The organism is Parachlamydia sp. (assembly GCF_050255895.1).
GTDB lineage: Bacteria > Chlamydiota > Chlamydiia > Chlamydiales > Parachlamydiaceae > Parachlamydia > Parachlamydia acanthamoebae.
The window spans coordinates 20602-39357 of sequence record NZ_JBFWIR010000010.1; the positions used below are offsets into that span (position 1 = coordinate 20602).

An 18756-nucleotide genomic window follows, 5' to 3' on the forward strand; every position below is an offset into this window, starting at 1 on the left:
TTTTTATTCGGTTTGTTCGGAAGTTTGGCCATTGACTGCTTTTGCGACTTTAACACGGGCAGGTCGAATGACTTTATCTCCCATTTTGTAACCTTTCAAATTTTCTTCTACGACAGTTCCTGGAGCGAACTCGTTTGTTTCTACCATTTCAATCGCTTCATGGAAATGTGGGTCAAATGGCGTGCCGACGGAAGTCATCGGGATGACTCCATTGTTGGCTAACACATCTTTAAATTGATTCAAAATCATTTCAAATCCAAGAGCCCACCCTTTGACTTCGGGGGACATCTGATCTTTAAATTTTAAAGCATTCTCCATGTGATCAATCGGATTTAAAAAATCTGCGATTACATTCTGAATAGCATACTGAATGAGTTCTTGCCGTTCTTTTTGCAGTCTTTTTCTTTGATTGTCCGATTCCGCAAGTATGCGCAAATATTTATCTTTATTGTCTGCGGCATCTCGGCGAAGAGCTTCAATTTCTTTTTCATCAATTGAAATAACCTTTGGCTCTGCCTCTTCTTTTTGCGGAGAAGCATTTGCTTCGCCTTGGTCTGCATGACACTCATGCGAGCACGCACATTCCGCATTCCCATTATCCATTTCGCGTTCATCCTTTTCATGATTTTTATTGTCGGCTTTTGCCATGGTAAACCTCTTTTCTTAAGCTATTACTGCACCCTCGCCAGTCTTACCGCTTATCTTCTAACAAAAAGCTAGAGTGGTTAAAAAGCGGAAGTTCTTTTTCTGACGTGGCTCGGTGAGGCTGACGAAAACTGAGTTTAAATTTAAAAACATGTCTGGTCAGCGTTTCGCTAATATATTCTGAAAAAACTTTTAAAATTCCAAATAATCTTCGATAGGGCATTTGCACGGGACCTAAAATCCCGATAGCACCTACATTATGTTGATTAATGCGATAGGGAATCGCAAGCACACTGCATGTGGGAGTCTCGGTAGAAAACGGAAGTAAATCCTCTCCTATCCAAACTTTTAAGCGATTATGCTTCATGCAATCGCGCAAGAGCAATCGCATGCTTTGAGCATCTTCGAATAACGCCAAATTTACTGCAAGGGATGTGGGTGTCTGGTAGTCTGCATAGGTCGCTAGTTTAGAAAATCCTGTACGGTAGACTTCTTCATCTGTAAAATTGGAGTAGCCGACGATATAGCGAACCATCAACTCATTATACATTTTTTGCCCTAAGAGCTCTTCTTCTTTTGTCAAGGAAGTGGGCTTATCAAGTCCTGTCAAACGCCAATGAAAGTAAAGCTCAAGCCTTTTAACAGTAAAAGCATTTAATTTCTTGTTCACGTAAAGGATTTCTGTTTGAATGATTCCAAATCCTGTCACGAGGACGCATAAACAGCGGGAATGATCGATTGAAACGAGCTTTAATTCCACTAAGTAATCTTGATCAAAACGAGGAGCCGATAAAAAAACGGCTTGATTGCTTAATTGAGATAACGTTTCTGCGGCGTACTGCAAATAAGAGGCTATCTCGCGCGTCTCAACTTGCCGTAAAGCCTGTAAAACTTTTTCATCTTCGGGCGCAATAACTGCTGCATCGATATATTCCTCGGTATAAAGTCTAAAAGCTTTATTCGTTGGAATTCTTCCACTAGAAGCATGCTGCTGAGAAAGATATCCCTCTTGCTCGAGATTTGCAAAGTAATTGCGAATAGTCGCGGAGCTAATATTATCAAATCCAGCTCCTTGCAAAGTATGCGAACCGACGGGTTTCCCTGTATTGAGGTAAAACTCGACCAATCCCAGCAAAACTTGCTTTTCTCGACTAGACTTATGACTTTTCTTAGAAGCGACTGGCACTTTCACAAAAGCTCTCCTTGTTTTCTATACCCAAGTATACAAAGAAAGCAAAAACAGGTCAAGTCAGATTTAGCAGTCTAGGCACTTAAGTGCTGATTTCCTTGTTTTGCAAGGCTTTTCCTCTCGGAGGATAGAGATGTTCCTCCTTTTGCTCGAGCAAAAGAGGAAGGTTATCAACAATCGTAGGTAACCAAGATACGCCGCGCGAATACACTAAATCCGATGCAATGGAACAGGCAACGATCGCTTTTTTGTGGTGTTCTGGAATTTCACGCAACAAGTCTTCCTGAAATTTTTCTCGCAGAGTTGGCAAGCAATAACGTAAAAACCGACGAATTAAGGGATCATGTGGATCTTTCGAAAGTTCCATTTCATCGAGAAAATCCAACAATTGATAGGTAAACTGATTGATCCGTTTAGAGATTAGCTCAGATATATCCGTTAAATACCCCCCTTGCTCCGCCAATGTACGCAAAAGCAGCTGCGCCTCGTTAGATGCACATTTTTTTAAACGGTCTAAAATCTCCATGACAAGTTGATCTTTGTTGGCGATAAACTCCTCATCACTGAGAGCCAAACCACATAAAATTTCAAAAGAAGAGCAAATCACACCTGTTTTATTGGCGGAACTATCTTTGACTATCAGAACCCCATTCTCTTCTAAAAAACGACGAGCTTGAGGTGTTAAATACAGATTCGCTCCTTCAATAATCAAACGAGAAGTCGGAATCCCTGTATCATCCAAGAAATCATCGATATTCGATTGATTTAACGTACGCGGCCTTCCTCCTGACGGAATAAAAACGTCTGTTTTGGTCTGATGCACGTTATGTCTTAACAAATGATTCATATCACTTCCAGAAATCCAGTCTTCCACCAACTTACCATCTTGCTTTTTCCAACAAAGCACCTGCTGAGTAAAAGCTGTTTGACTTCGTTTTGACTCCTTATCGACTAAAAAGCCCCCATCATTCAATTTTTCTGGTGGGTAGTAACGAATGGACTTTCGTTCTTTAAAAAGCTCGACTAAAATGGACAGATCCAATCCATAGGGATCATGAATGGTCCCAGAAATATCGGTTAAGGCTAACAACTTAGCTGTATTTGGAAAATAACGATGTAAATTGCAAATCTGATTACCCGCCACATCGCCATCAGGCCCACCAGACATTTTCACTGTAAATTTATCCTTCGTGGGATCAATCCCAACAAAGCGAAGCAAAGCTTCCATGTAGACGTTCACACCTAAAGATGTCACACCATACTCTTTGTGGTTAATCCCTACGATAGGCTTACCTGAGATAAATGCACCGCCCGGTTTATACCCATATTTCTTGCTAAAAGCGGCAATCCATTGAATCATGGAATCGTGCATATTTTCGTCCGGCCCTAAATAAATATATTCAGGCCTTTTCCAATAATCAACAATATACTTGGCTCGCAATGTGCCATCGGGATTACAATTGACAATCGTTAGCAGACTTTCAATATAGGATCTCTGAGCCTGATAAAGAAATTCCTCTGATTGCTCTTTTCTAAACATTTCGAGGTTCTCTTCAATCCCCAACGGATCCGTTAAGGAAGCCTCTAATTCTTTTTTCAAGATCAACGTTTCCGAATCTAAACGATCGAATGGCTTGATAAATAGAACCCCTTTCGCTCCCCCTTCTGGAATATCTTTATTCTTTTTATGTTGAGTATAGGCTAAGTTGTAGCATTCTGCGAAGACCTTATTTCTTTCACTTACCATGTGTTCTGTCTGAGAAGGGAAAACCGTTCTTAATCCACCGCGCGATAAATCTTTAAAGCGAATATGATAACCAAAAAAATGCATCCCTTTGATGAAAATAATGGCGAAAGGAAGCTCTGGAAATTTCTTTTGTCTATCAAAAGGAATATCATCCAGATAATGGGGATCCAATCGAAAACTTAAAGCGGTATAGTTGACGCGATAGAAATTAGTTTTATAGCAATAATGCACCAAATTCATTCCCTGCCTTAAAACATTTTTACGACGCAAGTCATTCTCTTCATGTCCCGTATCCAAATTCGCGACATCTTCCAAGAACTTCTTCCGAATTTTCAAATACGCTTCTACATTGCAAGTATCTGGATCGAATTTCGATTTAAATGCCTCACAAATCTGTGCCGTGAGTTCGGGATGTCGACACAAATCCTCTTCTATTTTTTCAGGTGTATACAAGTGTGCATCGATATTCATCAATCCCTGGTGAATAAAGCTGACGGCGGCTCTAAGAAAATTCCCCATCGCCCCCGTGATGACGCCTCTACTAATTAATTGCTGGTCGATTGCATCAAAACTCGCGAAGTATTTCACTGTCACAAATTCACGTAAAAAGTTAGGGATATCGGCCACATCCCAAGCAGCCTCTCCGTTACTTCCATGCAGGCTTAGCACCATGAGCAAAATGCTATTTTTACTGTAGGGATCGATATAGCATGCATTGACCCTTTTCATGACAAGTCCATGCCGCTGAATGGTACGCGCTAAACGATATAAGAAATTGTATTTTGGAGTATTACGCCATGCCAAAACGATTTGCATCGAAGCCGACCCTTTTTCTTGCCAATCTTCATTGTAGCGAACTTCATATTGGCAATTGTCGCGTGTTTTGGCTCTGAAAAACATGTCTAGTGCCAGAATCAAACGATCAACAGGAAGAGCGCGTAGAAAACGATTATTGATCCCTGATAAAAGGCGCTCAAATTCTTCATCCGAAACTTGCGGATTACGCTCTTTCACAAGCGCGCGTAATTCCTCTTTTTCTTTAGGGGGATAAGCTGGAGCCGCTGGCTCAATGGCTTCAGTAAAATAAAGCGAGGCGATGCGTAAATTAGCGGTTACACCTGGAAATGGCAATGCAATTTTGGAAACGTACGTTTGATAATTTTTGATTCCGTACAGAGCATAATCTTTCAAAATACGTAAATCAGCATCTGCACTGTCTAAGCACATCACAATAGCGGCGTGCTTTAAGTGGATGGTAGAAAAAAACTCCTGGACGTGGAACCCCATTAAACTGTGGGTGATCAGCATAATATTTTCTTCGCTGATATCTTCAAAAAAAGCAGGGGACATGGCGCGTTCAAGCCACTGATAATACCCCTGAAATTTCTGGCTTTCATTTTGCACAGCGATGGCAAGTTGCTCATGAGATAATGTAAGAGGCTTTGTATTTTCCATGCGAGCTCCTGGAGCAAAGAGAGTCTTTTTAACGATTAATCCTAATTTGGATCATAGTTATTCATGGTAATTTGATCAATCTCACATATTTAAAAATTAAATGGCAGAGATAGAGACGAAGGAATTTATGAAGGAAGGAAGGATCAAAGTTTTTTTTAGATCCTCACAAGAATCTTAATCTCTTGCATCTACTAAGAAAACAAAAGTATTAAAACCTAAGCGCATGGCTGAAGTCAATGTCCCAACGATTGGAATAATGCGAAAAATATTCACGATGATTCTTTCTAAATCAGAATTTAACGCTGAAACAGCTTGCTTATTCAACATTTTTTTCTTCAACTGAATTTTTGCCATTCTTTCTGCATCAACACCAATCGACTGCATCCACAGTAGACTGTGCTTACGAATTAAAATCGAAGTATGCCAAAACAATTTTGCACAGTTTAAAGGAACTCCAACTCCTCCAACGAGCTGCTGAGAAACAGGAAGAATACTTACCACATCTCCTATACAATCTAATGTTGTGTACTGCTCAAACATAGTACAACCTCCAAAAAGTTTTTTGTATGGGAAACGTAAATTAAGCATGACAAAATGTCAACCCATTTTATTTCAATCTCGCATAAGACGTAATCCATTAAGCCCAACAAGTACAGTGCCGCCTTCATGCAAAATTACGGCTAGCCAAAGGGGAATAAATCCTAATAGGGCAGGCAAACTGGCCAGTACAATGGCTAATCCTGCAAGCGTTAAATTTTGTCGCACAATTTTTTGAGTTTGATGAGCTTTCCCAATCAACCAGTTCAGCTGTTCGATGTTATCCTGCAACAAGACAATATCCGAGGCATCGATTGCACTTGTACTTCCCACTTTCCCCATACAAATTCCGACAGTTGCACGCGCTAACGCAGGAGCATCATTAACCCCATCTCCAATCATGGCAAGCCCTTTTGACTGAGCTAATTGAGAGACGTGCCTAAGTTTATCTTCGGGCGTCAGGTCAGCATGATATTCCGAAATACCTAAATCATCTGCCACACGCTTTGCACTAGCTTGGTGATCCCCCGTCAACATCACTAAAAGCAAATGCCATTCTTCTTTAATCTTTTGCAATGTTTCCTTGATCAAATCGCGTGGGGTGTCCCGAAAACGTAAAAGAAAAACATCTTGCCCGATCAATAGAACCGCAATAAGCTCTCCTTTTTGTTGATGCTCTGCAATTTTGGCTTGGAGCATCTGCACTTTATCTGCAGGCAAATGAGGTAGCATGTATTCAGCACGTCCTAAATAAGTTTTCATTTCCCCGTTAGAGCTTGAAATATAAGCTTCCAATCCATATCCAGGAACGCTTTTGAAGGCACTGATTGGCAAGGGAGAAGCCTTCGTTTGATGACCATGTTTTAAAATGGCTTTAGCTATTGGGTGGACGGCATTCATTTCCAAGGTATAGGCCACATTAAGGGCCTCTTCAAAAGCATGGGTAGTCTGCCCGACGGGCTCCATTGCTTCAAATGTTAAATCCCCTGTCGTCAATGTGCCCGTTTTGTCAAAAGCAATCGCCGCACATGAAGCTAAAGCATCTAACGAAAGGCCTCCCTTAAGCAAAATTCCCCGACGCGCACAAGCACTTATTGCACTTAAATAAGCGATGGGAATGGCAATAATCAGAGCACAAGGTGAAGCCGCGATTAAAAAGGCCAGCGCCCGATAAATGGAGCCTTCCATTCCCAAAAAGGGTAGATTTAACAGCCAGGGCAAACTGATGGCAAAAAGAAAGGAGACTAAGATAATAGTAATGGCATAGCGACGACTGACCGCATCAAACCAGCGCTGCAATCTCGGTCGAGCTTCTTGCGCTTGGGTCACTAATTGAATGATTTTAGACAAGGTCGAATCGTTGCTTGTATGAGTCACTTCCAAAGTCAAAAACCCATCCAGATTACGCGCTCCAGCCGGCACCGAATCCCCCACTTTTTTTGTAATAGGAAAATTCTCACCCGTTAAATGCACTAAATTGACAGATGAAATCCCATCAATGACCTTGCCATCTAGCGGAACAATTTGGCCCGCTTTAACGAGAATGCGTGTTCCGACCAGAATTTCTTTGACAGATCTTTCAATTAAAGTTCCTTTTGGTGTCACCACACAAGCCAGTGTAGGAGAAAGCTTATATAAACTACTCATGGCCCCTTTGGCTTTCGTTGTCACCGCATCTTCCATAGATCCCGACAAAGCAAACAAAACCAAAAGCAAGCCCCCTTCCATCCCACTTCCGATTAAAATAGAGGAGAAAGCCGCCAGTGTCATTAAGATATCAATATTAATATCCAGATCAACCAAATCTTCCAAAGACTCAATTAAGGCTGGAATACCCGCTAAAAAATACACGGATACAAGCAAAATATGGGAAATAGGCTGTAAATGCGCATAAAAGGAACAAATAAAAGCAGCGGCCAACAAAAATGCAGCACAAATGGAGGCTTTTAATGTGAGATTAATTGCCCAAGATCTTGATTCTGGAGTCAGAAAAGGGCTGGCGGATTCCTGTTCATCAAAATCAAAAAAGTCATCAAACACAACAGGACGTTTTAAATGTGCAGATTCTGCGGGAATAGAAGGATGCATGTATCGATCAACCTAAAACATAGGGGATTAAAAAGTAGAGAAAACCAGCGCTTAAGCAGAAAAGGCCTAAATTCCATACGATAGCGGGGATATAACGATTGCCAATTTGATAAGCCGCGTAAGCTGAAGCCACACCACCAACAACAAAGCTTCCAACTATCAGGCCATAATAGGGGACTAACCATTCAGTCAGCAAACAAATCGTAGCGCCAAGAAGAGCTCCCACCAGAGCACCAACGCCCTGCATCAAAGGATGTTCTGTTTTTTCTAGGGATAGACCCAATTCCTCTTCAACCATCACACGTAGGAGACGATCTCCATCGGCCATCAAGACATCCACAGCATCCTCTAATAGCTGACCATCAAATCCTTTCGCGGCGTATAAATCTTTAAGCTCTTCTTTCTCTTGTGCTCGATTGTGTTCAATTTCCCATTTCTCTTGCTTAAGCACCCGGTGTAACCGCTCAAGCCTTGACCAACCAAGCCAAGCGCTACGCCCTGCTTTCCAGATCGCCCAGGATAGAGCAAAAATGAGCAGTAATTTCCATGTTGTGCCCAGATACAATCCGCTTTTAAATAGCACAATTCCAAGGAGTAAAAGCCCTAGCGCCATTTCTCGTGCGGCATCTGTTCCCGCGGATAAATGACCTGGCATTTCTACCCCGTGAATTTCAGCAGAAGCCATTAATCCTTCAGCCTGCGCTTCGACAACATGGTCAATGGCATCTTTTCCTTTAAAGTGGGAGGGAGACTTATTATCTGGCATCGCTATTTTCCTACTTTTTCCATTTTTCGCATCTTTTGACTATACCTAATCTCTTGAATAAATTGATAGAAACCTCTTGGAAATCTCAGTCAATCAAAACAAAAAAAATGCCTATTCAGCAAAACCTCAAAAAGACAAATTTTAATTTGATTTTAAAATTTTGAACCCGCAATGTGACGTTTAATTGACAGACAAAAAATAGCGATGGGGTATAGACGGTGAAAGGACTTTTTTGGTGTCAATATGTCTTGGGGATCGGCCATCTTGTCCGAGGCTTACGCATATGTCAAGCGCTTACAAAGCATTTTGATATCGATTTTTTTCAAGGAGGAAGGGATGTTTATCTATCCTTCGATTCCCCTCGTTTCAATAAATTCATTCTTCCTGCTATTTCAAATATTGACCAAGACCCAATTGTTGGGGTTCTCGCTTCCAAACGCAATATTTTTAGTACTTTCGAAGCAAGAAGACGTTTAATTCGTTCGCTATTAGAAGAAACCCAGGAACCTTACTCCTTTTTCTTTACAGATTCCTTCCCCTTGGGAAAATTAGCCTTTACGGAAGAAATTTTGGAAATTATAGACATTCTCAAAAAAGCTAATCCCCATTGTCTAATCATCAGCTCAGTCAACGACGTCTGTTATAATGGAGGAGGAAATTGTAAAGAAGCAGGTGATATTTTACATAATTTCTATGACTATCTGTTTGTCCACTCAGATCCTAATTTTGTCCGCTTAGAAGAAACCTCAAGTGTCGTACGAGAGTCCCAAAATCAAATCTTTTACACAGGCTACGTTGCAACACCACCTCCAGAGCATATCCCGAAAGAAAAATCCAAAAAAATTCTGATATCTGCGGGTGGCGGAGCTGTATGTTCTGAGCTTTTGCACGCAGTTGCGCAAATCACGATTTTCTTTCCCGATTATGAATTTAACTTTGTCTTAGGCCCTAATTCTCCCAAAACGATTCATCATGATTTGCAAGTGATGCAAAAAATGCTCCATCCCTCCAACATCCAAATCTCCCATTTTTTACCGAATTTTACCGAGCATTTAAGTCGCAGCGCTTTATTGATCACTCTTGGAGGAAGTACTCTTGCAGATATGTGTCAGACACGTACACCTGGTCTTGTCTATCCTTATGTATCACCCAAAACGCGTGAACAACCTTTTCGAGCTCAAAAATTTGCAGAAAAAGGAGTTGTGACTGTGTTAAGCGCTGAAGATTTAAAACCAGAAAGATTAATCAAACTCATTCGAGATCGAATTGCGACACCGTTCCCCGACATTCAAATCAATGGGAATGGTGCAGAAAATTCAGCTAAACTATTACTTGAGCTTTTAAATAAAAAATGAAAATCTTTTTTCGTGATGATGATTTAGGATGGAATCGAGAGCGCTTTCAAAAGCTGCTCAATCTTTTTGCTTCTCATCAAACAAAGTTAAATGTCGCTGCTATTCCACGCAGTTGCGAAGAGCTTTATCTTCCAAAAACTTTTGCAGATCAACAAAATATTCTTCAAATCCACACACATGGCTATGCGCACGTCAATCGTATCCCCATTGGCAAACGTTGTGAATTTGACGAAACCCGCTCACTGGAAGATGTTGAAAAAGAAATGGGCGAGGGGAAAGAAATCCTGGAAAAGCTATTTCCAAATCTCTATTTTCCTGCTTTTACCCCTCCTTGGAATAACCTTCCGGATAAATTCGTACCTACTTTGATTAAGGTCGGATATAAAATTTTGTCTCGAAGCGATGCTTCTCACACAACGCCTGCTGTAGGCATTCAAAATCTGGACGTCGCATTAAGCTTACATTCAAGTAAACGCAAGTTATATATTCCTCATACATTCATTCTTGACGAAGTGAGGAAAAGCTCCTTACATCCCTATGGAATCCTCTTACATCATGCCATGATGGATGATTTAGATTTTTCTTTTCTCGATCTGTTATTAAAAAAATTGAATGAGGAAAACGTAACGGCATACTTCTTCAGTGAGCTGCAAACATGAATCCTATTGATTATGTCCTCATTCTTTGTTCTTTTGTTTTATTTCCTTTAGTCAACAGAGGCATTCTGTGCTTTTCAGGCGATCTCACTAAGTTACATTCAGAATCTGATCTTTTTAGAGCGCAGACCGAAAAACACCTAAGCAAAATCGACGATATTTTTTTTTATCGATGGGTTCCCCCCCTTTTTTTAACTGGATTGAGCGGTATATTTTGGCCGTTTTTAAACTGGCAGACATTTGATGACACAGAAATTGTGCGATTTTTTATTGTTTTCATCTGCGCCATTATCACCTGGAAAGCAGCGACGTTAGATCGCGATCTTGTCACGGATAAGCCAAGCATCCCATCCCGCTTAGCTTTAATAGGCGCCTTATGTGGTGTCTATTTTTACCCTGGATTCATTGTGCTATTCATCTTTCTCGCCATCCATTATAACCGCTCCTGGTATCATCACCAGCTTATGGCTCTACGAATATTGCAAATGTTTGCCTCTTTAATCGCGACAACAGCCTTAATTAATGGAATTCAATTTTTCTTGCGCACCCCCTACCCTCCACACTTGGCAGTCCCTATGTTTCTCTTTTTATGGGTGATTGCCGCCCATTACTTTTATTCGGGTGTGGCAAAAATGAAGTTGGGCAAACATTGGTATAGCTGGGCCATGGATAATCGGATTCACTACCTAGCCATTTCAGCTTATCTTTGGGGATGGATGCGTCAACAGAATGTTCAAACTAGATTACAATGGATTCAAAAAATCGCTCCTTATGATCGTCTTTTTCAATTTGGCACGCTCTTTTTCGAGTGTGGATGGGTTGTCTGCGGCTTTTCCTCCCTATTGGCTCAAATATGGTGTTTCCAAGCAATCCTTTTTCATTTTCTGGTGTTTGCCTTGTCGGGAATCTTTTTTTGGCAGTCGATTTTGATCCATTTTGCCTTTATGAACATTCTCCATTTTCTTCCTTTCGAGGCTTCAAGTGCCTTATTTAAACCGTGGAATGCGGTTATCTTTGCGCTTCTTTTGATTTTCCTCTTACCTAAAAAAATCCTTTGGAATGCACAGAAGTTGGCTTGGTGGGATTCTCCTTTTGAAGGCCGTGTACACTGGTATGTTGTCGGGAAAAGTGGTAAACGTTATGGGCTTTACAATAATTTTATGGATCCGCATGAACGGTTTTTTGGACGCCATACGCCATTTTTTTTGATTCCACATCCGATGTTCCATGGGCACCTTGGAGAGGTTAATTCGCTTGAATTAAGGGATGCTATTATTGCCTCAAATGGAGATCCAAGAAAAATTGAAATGATCAGAAAACAATGCGGATATTACGTCTATCATCCGGTTTTAGAGAAGGCTCACGATGATTATATCAAGCGGTTTTTTTTGAATTTTAATGCGGGAAAAACGAAACAGATTGTCCCCAAATGGCTCAAAGCCCCTGGAGGTCAGTTTTATTACTGGGGTCAGTTGCCTCCGTTTAAGGGACAAGAGCCGGTAGCCCAAGTGCTTGTCTTTTTCAAAGAAGAGTATTGCGATGGGAATAAAATTATTGTGGTGAATGACAATCTTTTAAAAGTGATCCACATTTCATAATGAATAAGGATACCCGATGAGAGGACTTTTTTGGTGTCAGTATCTTTTGGGAATAGGCCACCTAGTACGAGGGTTACGTCTGTGCCAAAGCCTTGTGCAAAATTTTGATATCGATTTCCTTCAGGGTGGTCGAGAGATCCATCAAACCCTTCCATCCCCTCGTTTTCATAAAATTCCTCTTCCTGCTATTTCCCACATCCCTAGTGCGGTAGAATCCTACGAATATATCTTAAAAAAACGACGTGATTATCTGGAGGCATTTTTAACACTTCCTTATCAGTTCTTTGTTTCTCAATCCTTTCCCATGGGAAAACACGATTTTAAGAATGAAGTTTTAGATATCATCTCGCGTGTAAAAAAAATCAACCCAGATTGCCTAATCATTTGCTCATGCTTAGATTATATCCCCACGGATTCCAAACAAATCGAATCGATTTATCCCATCCTTGATCGCTATTATGACAAAGTCTTCATTCATTGTGATCCGCAAATTCTCAATCTCCATGAAACATCCTCGCTAGCTCAAAAGCTAGGGAATAAACTTGTTTACACAGGCTACGTTTCCAGTGGTCACGCAGTACCACAATCGACAGGCGAACGGTTAAAACGCATTATGGTGACGATGGGAGGAGGATCTATTGGGGGAGAACTCCTGCGAGCAGCCGCAGAAGTTTCGATTTTTTTTCCTGATTATGAATTTTTGCTAGTCATTGGACCCCAGGCCCACCCAAACTTGGCAAAAGATTTATGGCAATTTCAACAGATCATTGGAGGCAATATCCGCATTGTTCCTTTTCTTTCAAATTTCACAGAGGAATTACAGAAATGTGCACTTTCGATCAGCTTAGGAGGGAGCACGATTATTGATTTGTGTGAAACCAAAACACCAGGAATTATCTATCCTTATCCTTCAAAATTCAGCAAGCAACGGATACGTGCAGAACAGTTTGCACTTAAAAACATTCTGCAGGTGATTTCTCCAGAGGAGTTAGCTCCCGATCGGTTACGTAGAATTATTGAAAAAGCTTTGAATTCCTCTTTTCCCACTATCGACATCAACCTCAATGGCGCGGAAAATATGCGTCGAGGCATTCAAAGCCTTATAGAAAAACAAAAAAAAGCTAAATTTATTTCTTAGCTGTAACGGCTGCTGTTAGGTCAGCTAAAACTTGATCTGTATCGTGAAGACGTGCAGTCCCTGGCCCCCCTAGACCACTCATGTCCGGCGTACTAGAATAAAGCCCTAAAACATTCTCATGTTGCCCATAATCCTCTAGTTTCTTGAAGACCTCTGATGATTGGCTGATCACTAATAAAATGATCTTTGCATGAGGATTATTATGTTTGAGATCTTGAATAAATTTTTCAAACTTAAAAAAATCCTGAATTCGGTCATTTATCACAAAAGGGAAAATGATATTTTTTTCTTGGGTTACTTGAATGGGTCTATACTCAACAGCTTTAGAACCAGTCAGCTTTTCAAAAATCTTCCCTAATCCTTCTATGCGATTAAAGAATGGAGCATCACTAGGATCCTGCACATAGACAACAGCCGGAGGCAGAGTTTCTCCTCGTTTTTCTTCATTTCGGACTTCAGGATTTTTTGTGACAGAAGAAGCTCCAAAGTCTCTCCCTTTAGGATTTTTTACAGGAACAGAATTGGTCGATGGTTTTTGAACATTTTTGCAGATCATTTCAATGGCTTTTTGAAATGCGTTCTTTTTTAGATATCCAGCAAATTCCTGTGGATTCGAAGCCTCTTTTTTGTGTCGATCTAACCAGTTAACTAAACTATTACGGTTGACATAGACAATTTTTGAGTAACCCAGGAATCGCGCCCCATAATTTAACCGGAAATTTATAATAACGAACCCCACTTTTTCCTGTGTTTGGATCCTTCATCATCTTCTGCTGTAAAAGAACCGAAATAGCAACGATTTTGATCAAATGACACTTTCATAAACACCCCTATTTTATTATATTATACCAATAAATAAGCATTATTGTTAATTAACAACCCCATATACAAATACTTTACAATTAAAAATAAATATCACTGCTCGATTTTGCCTTTCTGAGGCTCTCAAAAATAAAAACATGCTTGCTGGATTTGAGAAAGGCAGCTACAGTGTAGGAATTAATCCCATTTAACAATAGCTGGAGCCCTCCATGGAGAAAAAGATTTTAGACCCCAATCTTAAACAAATTCTAAGTAAGATCGCGAACACGATCCGCGGATTATCGATGGATGCTGTTCAAAAAGCCAATTCTGGACATCCAGGACTTCCCATGGGTTGCGCAGAAATTGGGGCCTATTTATGGGGACACACCCTTCAACAAAACCCCAAAGATTCCAAATGGATGAATCGTGACCGCTTTATCCTTTCCGCCGGTCATGGATCTATGCTTCTTTATTCCTGCTTGCACTTAGCTGGCTACCAAGTCACCCTCGAAGACATCAAAAATTTTAGACAACTTCACTCTAAAACTCCAGGTCATCCTGAATCTCTCGATACAGATGGTGTTGAAACAACAACGGGTCCGCTCGGCCAAGGATTAGGAAATGGCGTTGGACAAGCTTTAGGTCTAAAACTTTTGGAAGCCCGCTTTAATACGCCTAAGCAAAAAATTCTGAACCCTAAAGTTTTTGTTTTGATGGGTGATGGCTGTGTCATGGAAGGTGTGACTTCAGAAGTTTCGGCATTCGCGGGACACCTTCAACTCGACAATTTAATCGCCATCTATGATGCAAACCATGTCACACTGGATGGTCCTCTCCAGGAATCTGGCTCCGAAAATACGTTTGAACGGTATAAATCCTATGGATGGGATGTGTATGAAATTGATGGCAATGATTTAGATGAACTACATACAACCATTTCGCACATCAGAGAAAATCAAACAAAACCCACGCTCATTATTGCCCATACAATCATCGGGAAAGGCTCTCCACATAAAGCAGGGACATCTCAGGCCCACGGCTCACCTCTTGGTGTAGAAGAAGTTAAAGCGTCAAAAATTGCTTTAGGGATTCCTGAAGAGCCTTTTTTTGTTCCACAAGCTGTTTACGATTTCTTTAAAGTAAGACAAAAGCAACAAGCTCAAGTGGAAGAGGATTGGAAAAAAGAATTTGAAGAATGGGCAAAAACAAATCCTCAGCTTTTAAAAGAAATGGAAATCATGATTCATAAAAAGCTGCCAGTTAATCTGGAAGAGCAACTGAAAGCTATAGAAATCAAGAGTCCTGTTGCGGGCCGAAAAGCGTCCCAAGTTGTTTTAGAAAAATTGGCAGATCTTCTTCCCTTCCTCTATGGTGGTTCAGCGGACTTGTCGGTATCCGATTTAACAATGATTCAGCAATTCCCGATTGTCACACCAGGCAACTTTAAAGGACGCAACATCAAATTTGGAATCCGCGAATTTGGAATGGCAACAATGGCAACGGGGATGTCGCAAACGGGAATGATCATTCCTTTTGTCGGAACATTTTTAACATTCTCCGATTATATGAGAAATGCCATCCGCTTAGCTTCTTTGATGAGACAACAGGTTATCTACCAATTCACACACGATTCGATTTTCTTAGGAGAAGATGGTCCAACACACCAACCGATTGAACATCTGGCGGCTTTACGCGCAATGCCACAATTGCATGTGATTCGCCCAGCCGATGCCAATGAAGTGCGTATGGCATGGATTGCAGCGCTCAATTATAAAGGACCGACAGCTCTCATTTTATCAAGACAAAATCTTCCAACACTTGATTCCACAAATGTGCCTTATTCGGAAGGTGTTGTAAGAGGTGCGTACATCATCAAGAAAGAGGTCTCTTCTCCTCCTAACTTTACACTTATCGCAACAGGTTCTGAAGTTTCCCTAGCGCTAGATGTGTCCAAAGAACTAGAAAAAATTGGTAAATCCGTGCGAGTCATTTCTATGCCTTGTTGGGAACTTTATGAAAAACAAAACCCAGAATACAAAGAGTCCATTTTTGGTGGAGATCTTGGTCAAAGGGTAAGCATCGAAGCAGGGGTAGAGCAAGGATGGCATAAATATATTGGCCGATCAGGCATTGCAATCAGCATGGAAAGTTATGGTGCTTCGGCTCCTGCTAGTGCGCTAGCAACTGAATTTGGATTTACTGTTAATGCAATCCTAGAACAAATCCTCTAAATTGAAGGACTCCATGAGCCATTCGTTTTTTCTTGATGCCCTAAACTGCAAAAATCAGGCTCGCCCTCCCGTTTGGCTCATGCGCCAAGCGGGTCGCTATATGCCTCAGTATCGAGCCATGCGAGAAAAATATTCTTTCTTAGACATGTGCCACCAACCCGAGCTGGCGACTGAAGTCACATTAATGCCAATTCAAACATTTGGTATGGATGCAGCCATTCTATTTTCTGACATTCTGGTTATTCCAGAAGCCCTCAGAGTGGGGCTTCGATTTGAAGAAACGAAAGGCCCTATCATAGAACGTCCTCTTAATACTTTAGAGGATATTCAAAATCTTCCTAACGTCCACATTCCCGAGGCCTTGAGCTACGTTTCCGAAGCAATCAAAACAATGCTTCCGCATCTAAAAGTCCCCCTTATAGGTTTTTGCGGCGCACCTTTTACACTAGCCAGCTACCTCATAGAGGGAGGATCAAGCAAAACCCTAAAGAAAACAAAACAATGGATGCTGCGAGAGCCTGCGAGTTTTCATCAACTTTTGAATCGTCTGGCTGATTTAACCGTTGATTATCTGAAACTCCAAATTGAGTCGGGTGTAAAAGCCCTCCAAATTTTCGATTCTTGGGCGCACGTTTTGGGACATTTTCAATTTCAAGAATTTTCCCTTGGATATCTCAAAAAAATCGTAGATGCACTTGCTTCGACCAACATTCCCATTATTCTCTTTTGCCGAGGTTCTTCAGTATTTGCACCCTCACTTGCCTCACTCCGACCTGCTGCCATTAGTTTGGACTGGAATAGCGATTTAAAAGCTGTGCGACAAATGCTTCCTTCCAAGATTGCCCTACAAGGAAATCTGGACCCTGACATCTTGTACGCCCCAAACCCAACAATCCGGCAACATGTCTCACAAATGCTCAAAGATATGCACCAAGACCCTGGCTATATCTTTAATTTAGGTCACGGAATTCATCCTGATACTCCCATGGAAGCGGTTCATACTTTAGTGGATTGTGTCCAAAATGACCGTTAAAAAGCCTCATATCGTCATACTCGGAGCGGGCATTAGTGGGCTCACTCTCGCATGGTCGCTAAAACAAAGATTGGGCACAAATATCCACATTTCGATTCTTGAAAAAGAAAATCGATCTGGTGGATATATGCATACACACCATCAAGATGGTTTTTTATTTGAATATGGCCCTAGAAGTTGTCGCCCGTCTGGAGCAGGATTGGAAACGCTCAAACTTATCGAAAGTTTGCAGCTGCAAAATGACATCATTACCGAAAATGTTGAAGCAAAAAAAAGATACCTTTGGAAGGATCAAACTTTACATCCTCTTCCGAATGGTTTTTTTTCATTTTTGACTTCTCCTCTTACAAAAAAAACCATTTGGCCGATCGCAAGAGAATTTCTAAGGCCTAAAACAAAAGTAGCTGACGAAAGCATTTTTTCTTTTTTTAATCGTCGCTTTTCACCCGAAATCGCTGAAACGCTCATTGATCCGCTTGTCAACGGCATTTACGCAGGAGATATTCGAAAACTTTCCATCCGATCCTGTTTTCCCCTTTTTCATGAAATGGAGCAAACCTACGGCTCGCTAGTAAAAGGATTTTTACTTTCTCCCAAAAAAAGTTATTCCTTAAGCGATTTTCAGAGTAAAATGCAAAAAACGAGTCTTTTTTCATTTCGAAAAGGGATTGAGACTCTACCAAAAGAGCTTTCGAAACACCTTACTGCTGAGCTTAAATTAAACCACACTGTTACAGCTTTGAATTTCGATCACGATGCCATTCGAATTCAGCTCAACGATAAGCGCTCACTAGAAGCCAATTATTTATTCTCCACACTCCCCTCTCATGCTTTAGCCAAGCTTACTGATCACGCCCCCTTCATCGAGCAGCTAACGTCTATCCCACACGTTCCAATTGCCGTCGTTAATCTAGGCTGGCATCAACCTATTTTGAAACAGCAAGGATTTGGTTTTCTGATTCCGTCTAGAGAAAAAGAAAAGATTTTAGGTATTGTTTGGGATTCTTCTGTATTCCCCACACAAAATACGATTCCCAACCAAACGCGTTTAACTGTCATGATCGGAGGCGCCCTTTTTTGCCCACACCATTTTGCAACCTTAGATGCTTCACAATTTATTGCTCTTGCCTGTAAAGCCGTTGAAAAACACTTAGACATTTTTCAACCACCTGATACGTGCGCCGTTAAAATAATCCCACAGGCGATTCCTCAGTATTTAGTTGGACATCATGAAAAAGTGAAAATGATCCAACAGATCGCGGCCAACATACACCCGCATTTCCAAGTTTTAGGATCTTCTTTTTTTGGCGTTTCTGTGAATGACTGCATCAAAAAATCTGTAGACGTCGCGGATTATTTCCATAAAAATGCAAATAAAAAATCATGATGCGCATTCCATAAGAATCGTATTCCTTATAAGACATTTAAAACTTTTATTTGATTAAACGAATCTTCGTAAAATGTCTTTCAGAATTCGTATAAGTCAAATCAGTAGCTGTAAATTTTTTACAGAT

The 18756-nt window shown here is 40.9% G+C and carries 14 protein-coding genes; 7 read left to right on the plus strand and 7 right to left on the minus strand.

Annotation, left to right across the window (positions count from 1 at the left end):
• Positions 1 to 3 precede the first annotated feature (3 nt).
• The 6 genes from grpE to AB7E63_RS02950 form a co-directional block, all read right to left on the minus strand.
• Entirely contained in the window at positions 4 to 603 is a 600-nt protein-coding gene (grpE, locus tag AB7E63_RS02925) for a nucleotide exchange factor GrpE (protein WP_408633521.1), read from the minus strand.
• An 88-nt stretch (positions 604 to 691) separates the two neighbouring features.
• Positions 692 to 1837 carry a heat-inducible transcriptional repressor HrcA gene (hrcA, locus tag AB7E63_RS02930; protein WP_013924468.1) on the minus strand — a complete coding sequence of 382 codons (1146 nt, stop codon included), beginning with the start codon at positions 1835 to 1837 and terminating at the stop codon, positions 692 to 694.
• A gap of 79 nt (positions 1838 to 1916) precedes the next feature.
• A complete protein-coding gene (locus AB7E63_RS02935; protein ID WP_428418689.1) occupies positions 1917 to 5036 on the minus strand; it encodes an NAD-glutamate dehydrogenase domain-containing protein in 3120 nt (1039 codons plus the stop codon).
• Positions 5037 to 5210: 174 nt separating this feature from the next.
• Positions 5211 to 5576, minus strand: coding sequence for a hypothetical protein (locus tag AB7E63_RS02940; protein WP_039376363.1), 366 nt, complete (start codon positions 5574 to 5576; stop codon positions 5211 to 5213).
• Between the two features lie 72 nt (positions 5577 to 5648).
• Positions 5649 to 7661: a heavy metal translocating P-type ATPase gene (locus AB7E63_RS02945; protein ID WP_006341401.1), complete on the minus strand. Its 2013-nt coding sequence runs from the start codon at positions 7659 to 7661 to the stop codon at positions 5649 to 5651.
• A 7-nt stretch (positions 7662 to 7668) separates the two neighbouring features.
• Positions 7669 to 8427: a VIT1/CCC1 transporter family protein gene (locus AB7E63_RS02950; RefSeq protein WP_006341402.1), complete on the minus strand. Its 759-nt coding sequence runs from the start codon at positions 8425 to 8427 to the stop codon at positions 7669 to 7671.
• Between the two features lie 218 nt (positions 8428 to 8645).
• Here AB7E63_RS02950 and AB7E63_RS02955 point away from each other — a divergent pair, with 218 nt between their 5' ends.
• From AB7E63_RS02955 to AB7E63_RS02970, 4 genes are read left to right on the plus strand one after another with little or no spacing between them, the layout of a single operon-like run.
• Complete coding sequence (locus AB7E63_RS02955) at positions 8646 to 9782, plus strand: glycosyltransferase family protein (RefSeq protein WP_006341404.1); 1137 nt, start codon at positions 8646 to 8648, stop codon at positions 9780 to 9782.
• On the plus strand, positions 9779 to 10441 hold the full coding sequence (locus AB7E63_RS02960) for a polysaccharide deacetylase family protein (protein WP_013924466.1): 663 nt from the start codon (positions 9779 to 9781) through the stop codon (positions 10439 to 10441). The genes AB7E63_RS02955 and AB7E63_RS02960 overlap by 4 nt, the downstream gene beginning before the upstream one ends.
• A complete protein-coding gene (locus tag AB7E63_RS02965) occupies positions 10438 to 12036 on the plus strand; it encodes a hypothetical protein (protein WP_006341406.1) in 1599 nt (532 codons plus the stop codon). Before AB7E63_RS02960 ends, AB7E63_RS02965 begins: the two co-directional genes overlap by 4 nt.
• 16 nt (positions 12037 to 12052) lie before the next feature.
• Positions 12053 to 13174 (plus strand): glycosyltransferase family protein, encoded by a 1122-nt coding sequence (locus tag AB7E63_RS02970; RefSeq protein WP_006341407.1) that lies wholly within the window; start codon positions 12053 to 12055, stop codon positions 13172 to 13174.
• Here the strand turns inward: AB7E63_RS02970 and AB7E63_RS02975 are convergent.
• Positions 13164 to 13913 (minus strand): hypothetical protein, encoded by a 750-nt coding sequence (locus tag AB7E63_RS02975; protein ID WP_428418691.1) that lies wholly within the window; start codon positions 13911 to 13913, stop codon positions 13164 to 13166. The genes AB7E63_RS02970 and AB7E63_RS02975 overlap by 11 nt on opposite strands.
• Positions 13914 to 14205: 292 nt before the next feature.
• Here AB7E63_RS02975 and tkt point away from each other — a divergent pair, with 292 nt between their 5' ends.
• From tkt to hemG, 3 genes are read left to right on the plus strand one after another with little or no spacing between them, the layout of a single operon-like run.
• Positions 14206 to 16209, plus strand: a complete 2004-nt coding sequence (gene tkt / locus AB7E63_RS02980) for a transketolase (RefSeq protein ID WP_428418693.1) — start codon at positions 14206 to 14208, stop codon at positions 16207 to 16209.
• 13 nt (positions 16210 to 16222) lie between these two features.
• Positions 16223 to 17242: a uroporphyrinogen decarboxylase gene (hemE, locus tag AB7E63_RS02985; protein ID WP_006341411.1), complete on the plus strand. Its 1020-nt coding sequence runs from the start codon at positions 16223 to 16225 to the stop codon at positions 17240 to 17242.
• On the plus strand, positions 17232 to 18629 hold the full coding sequence (hemG, locus tag AB7E63_RS02990) for a protoporphyrinogen oxidase (protein ID WP_428418694.1): 1398 nt from the start codon (positions 17232 to 17234) through the stop codon (positions 18627 to 18629). The genes hemE and hemG overlap by 11 nt, the downstream gene beginning before the upstream one ends.
• Positions 18630 to 18756 lie beyond the last annotated feature (127 nt).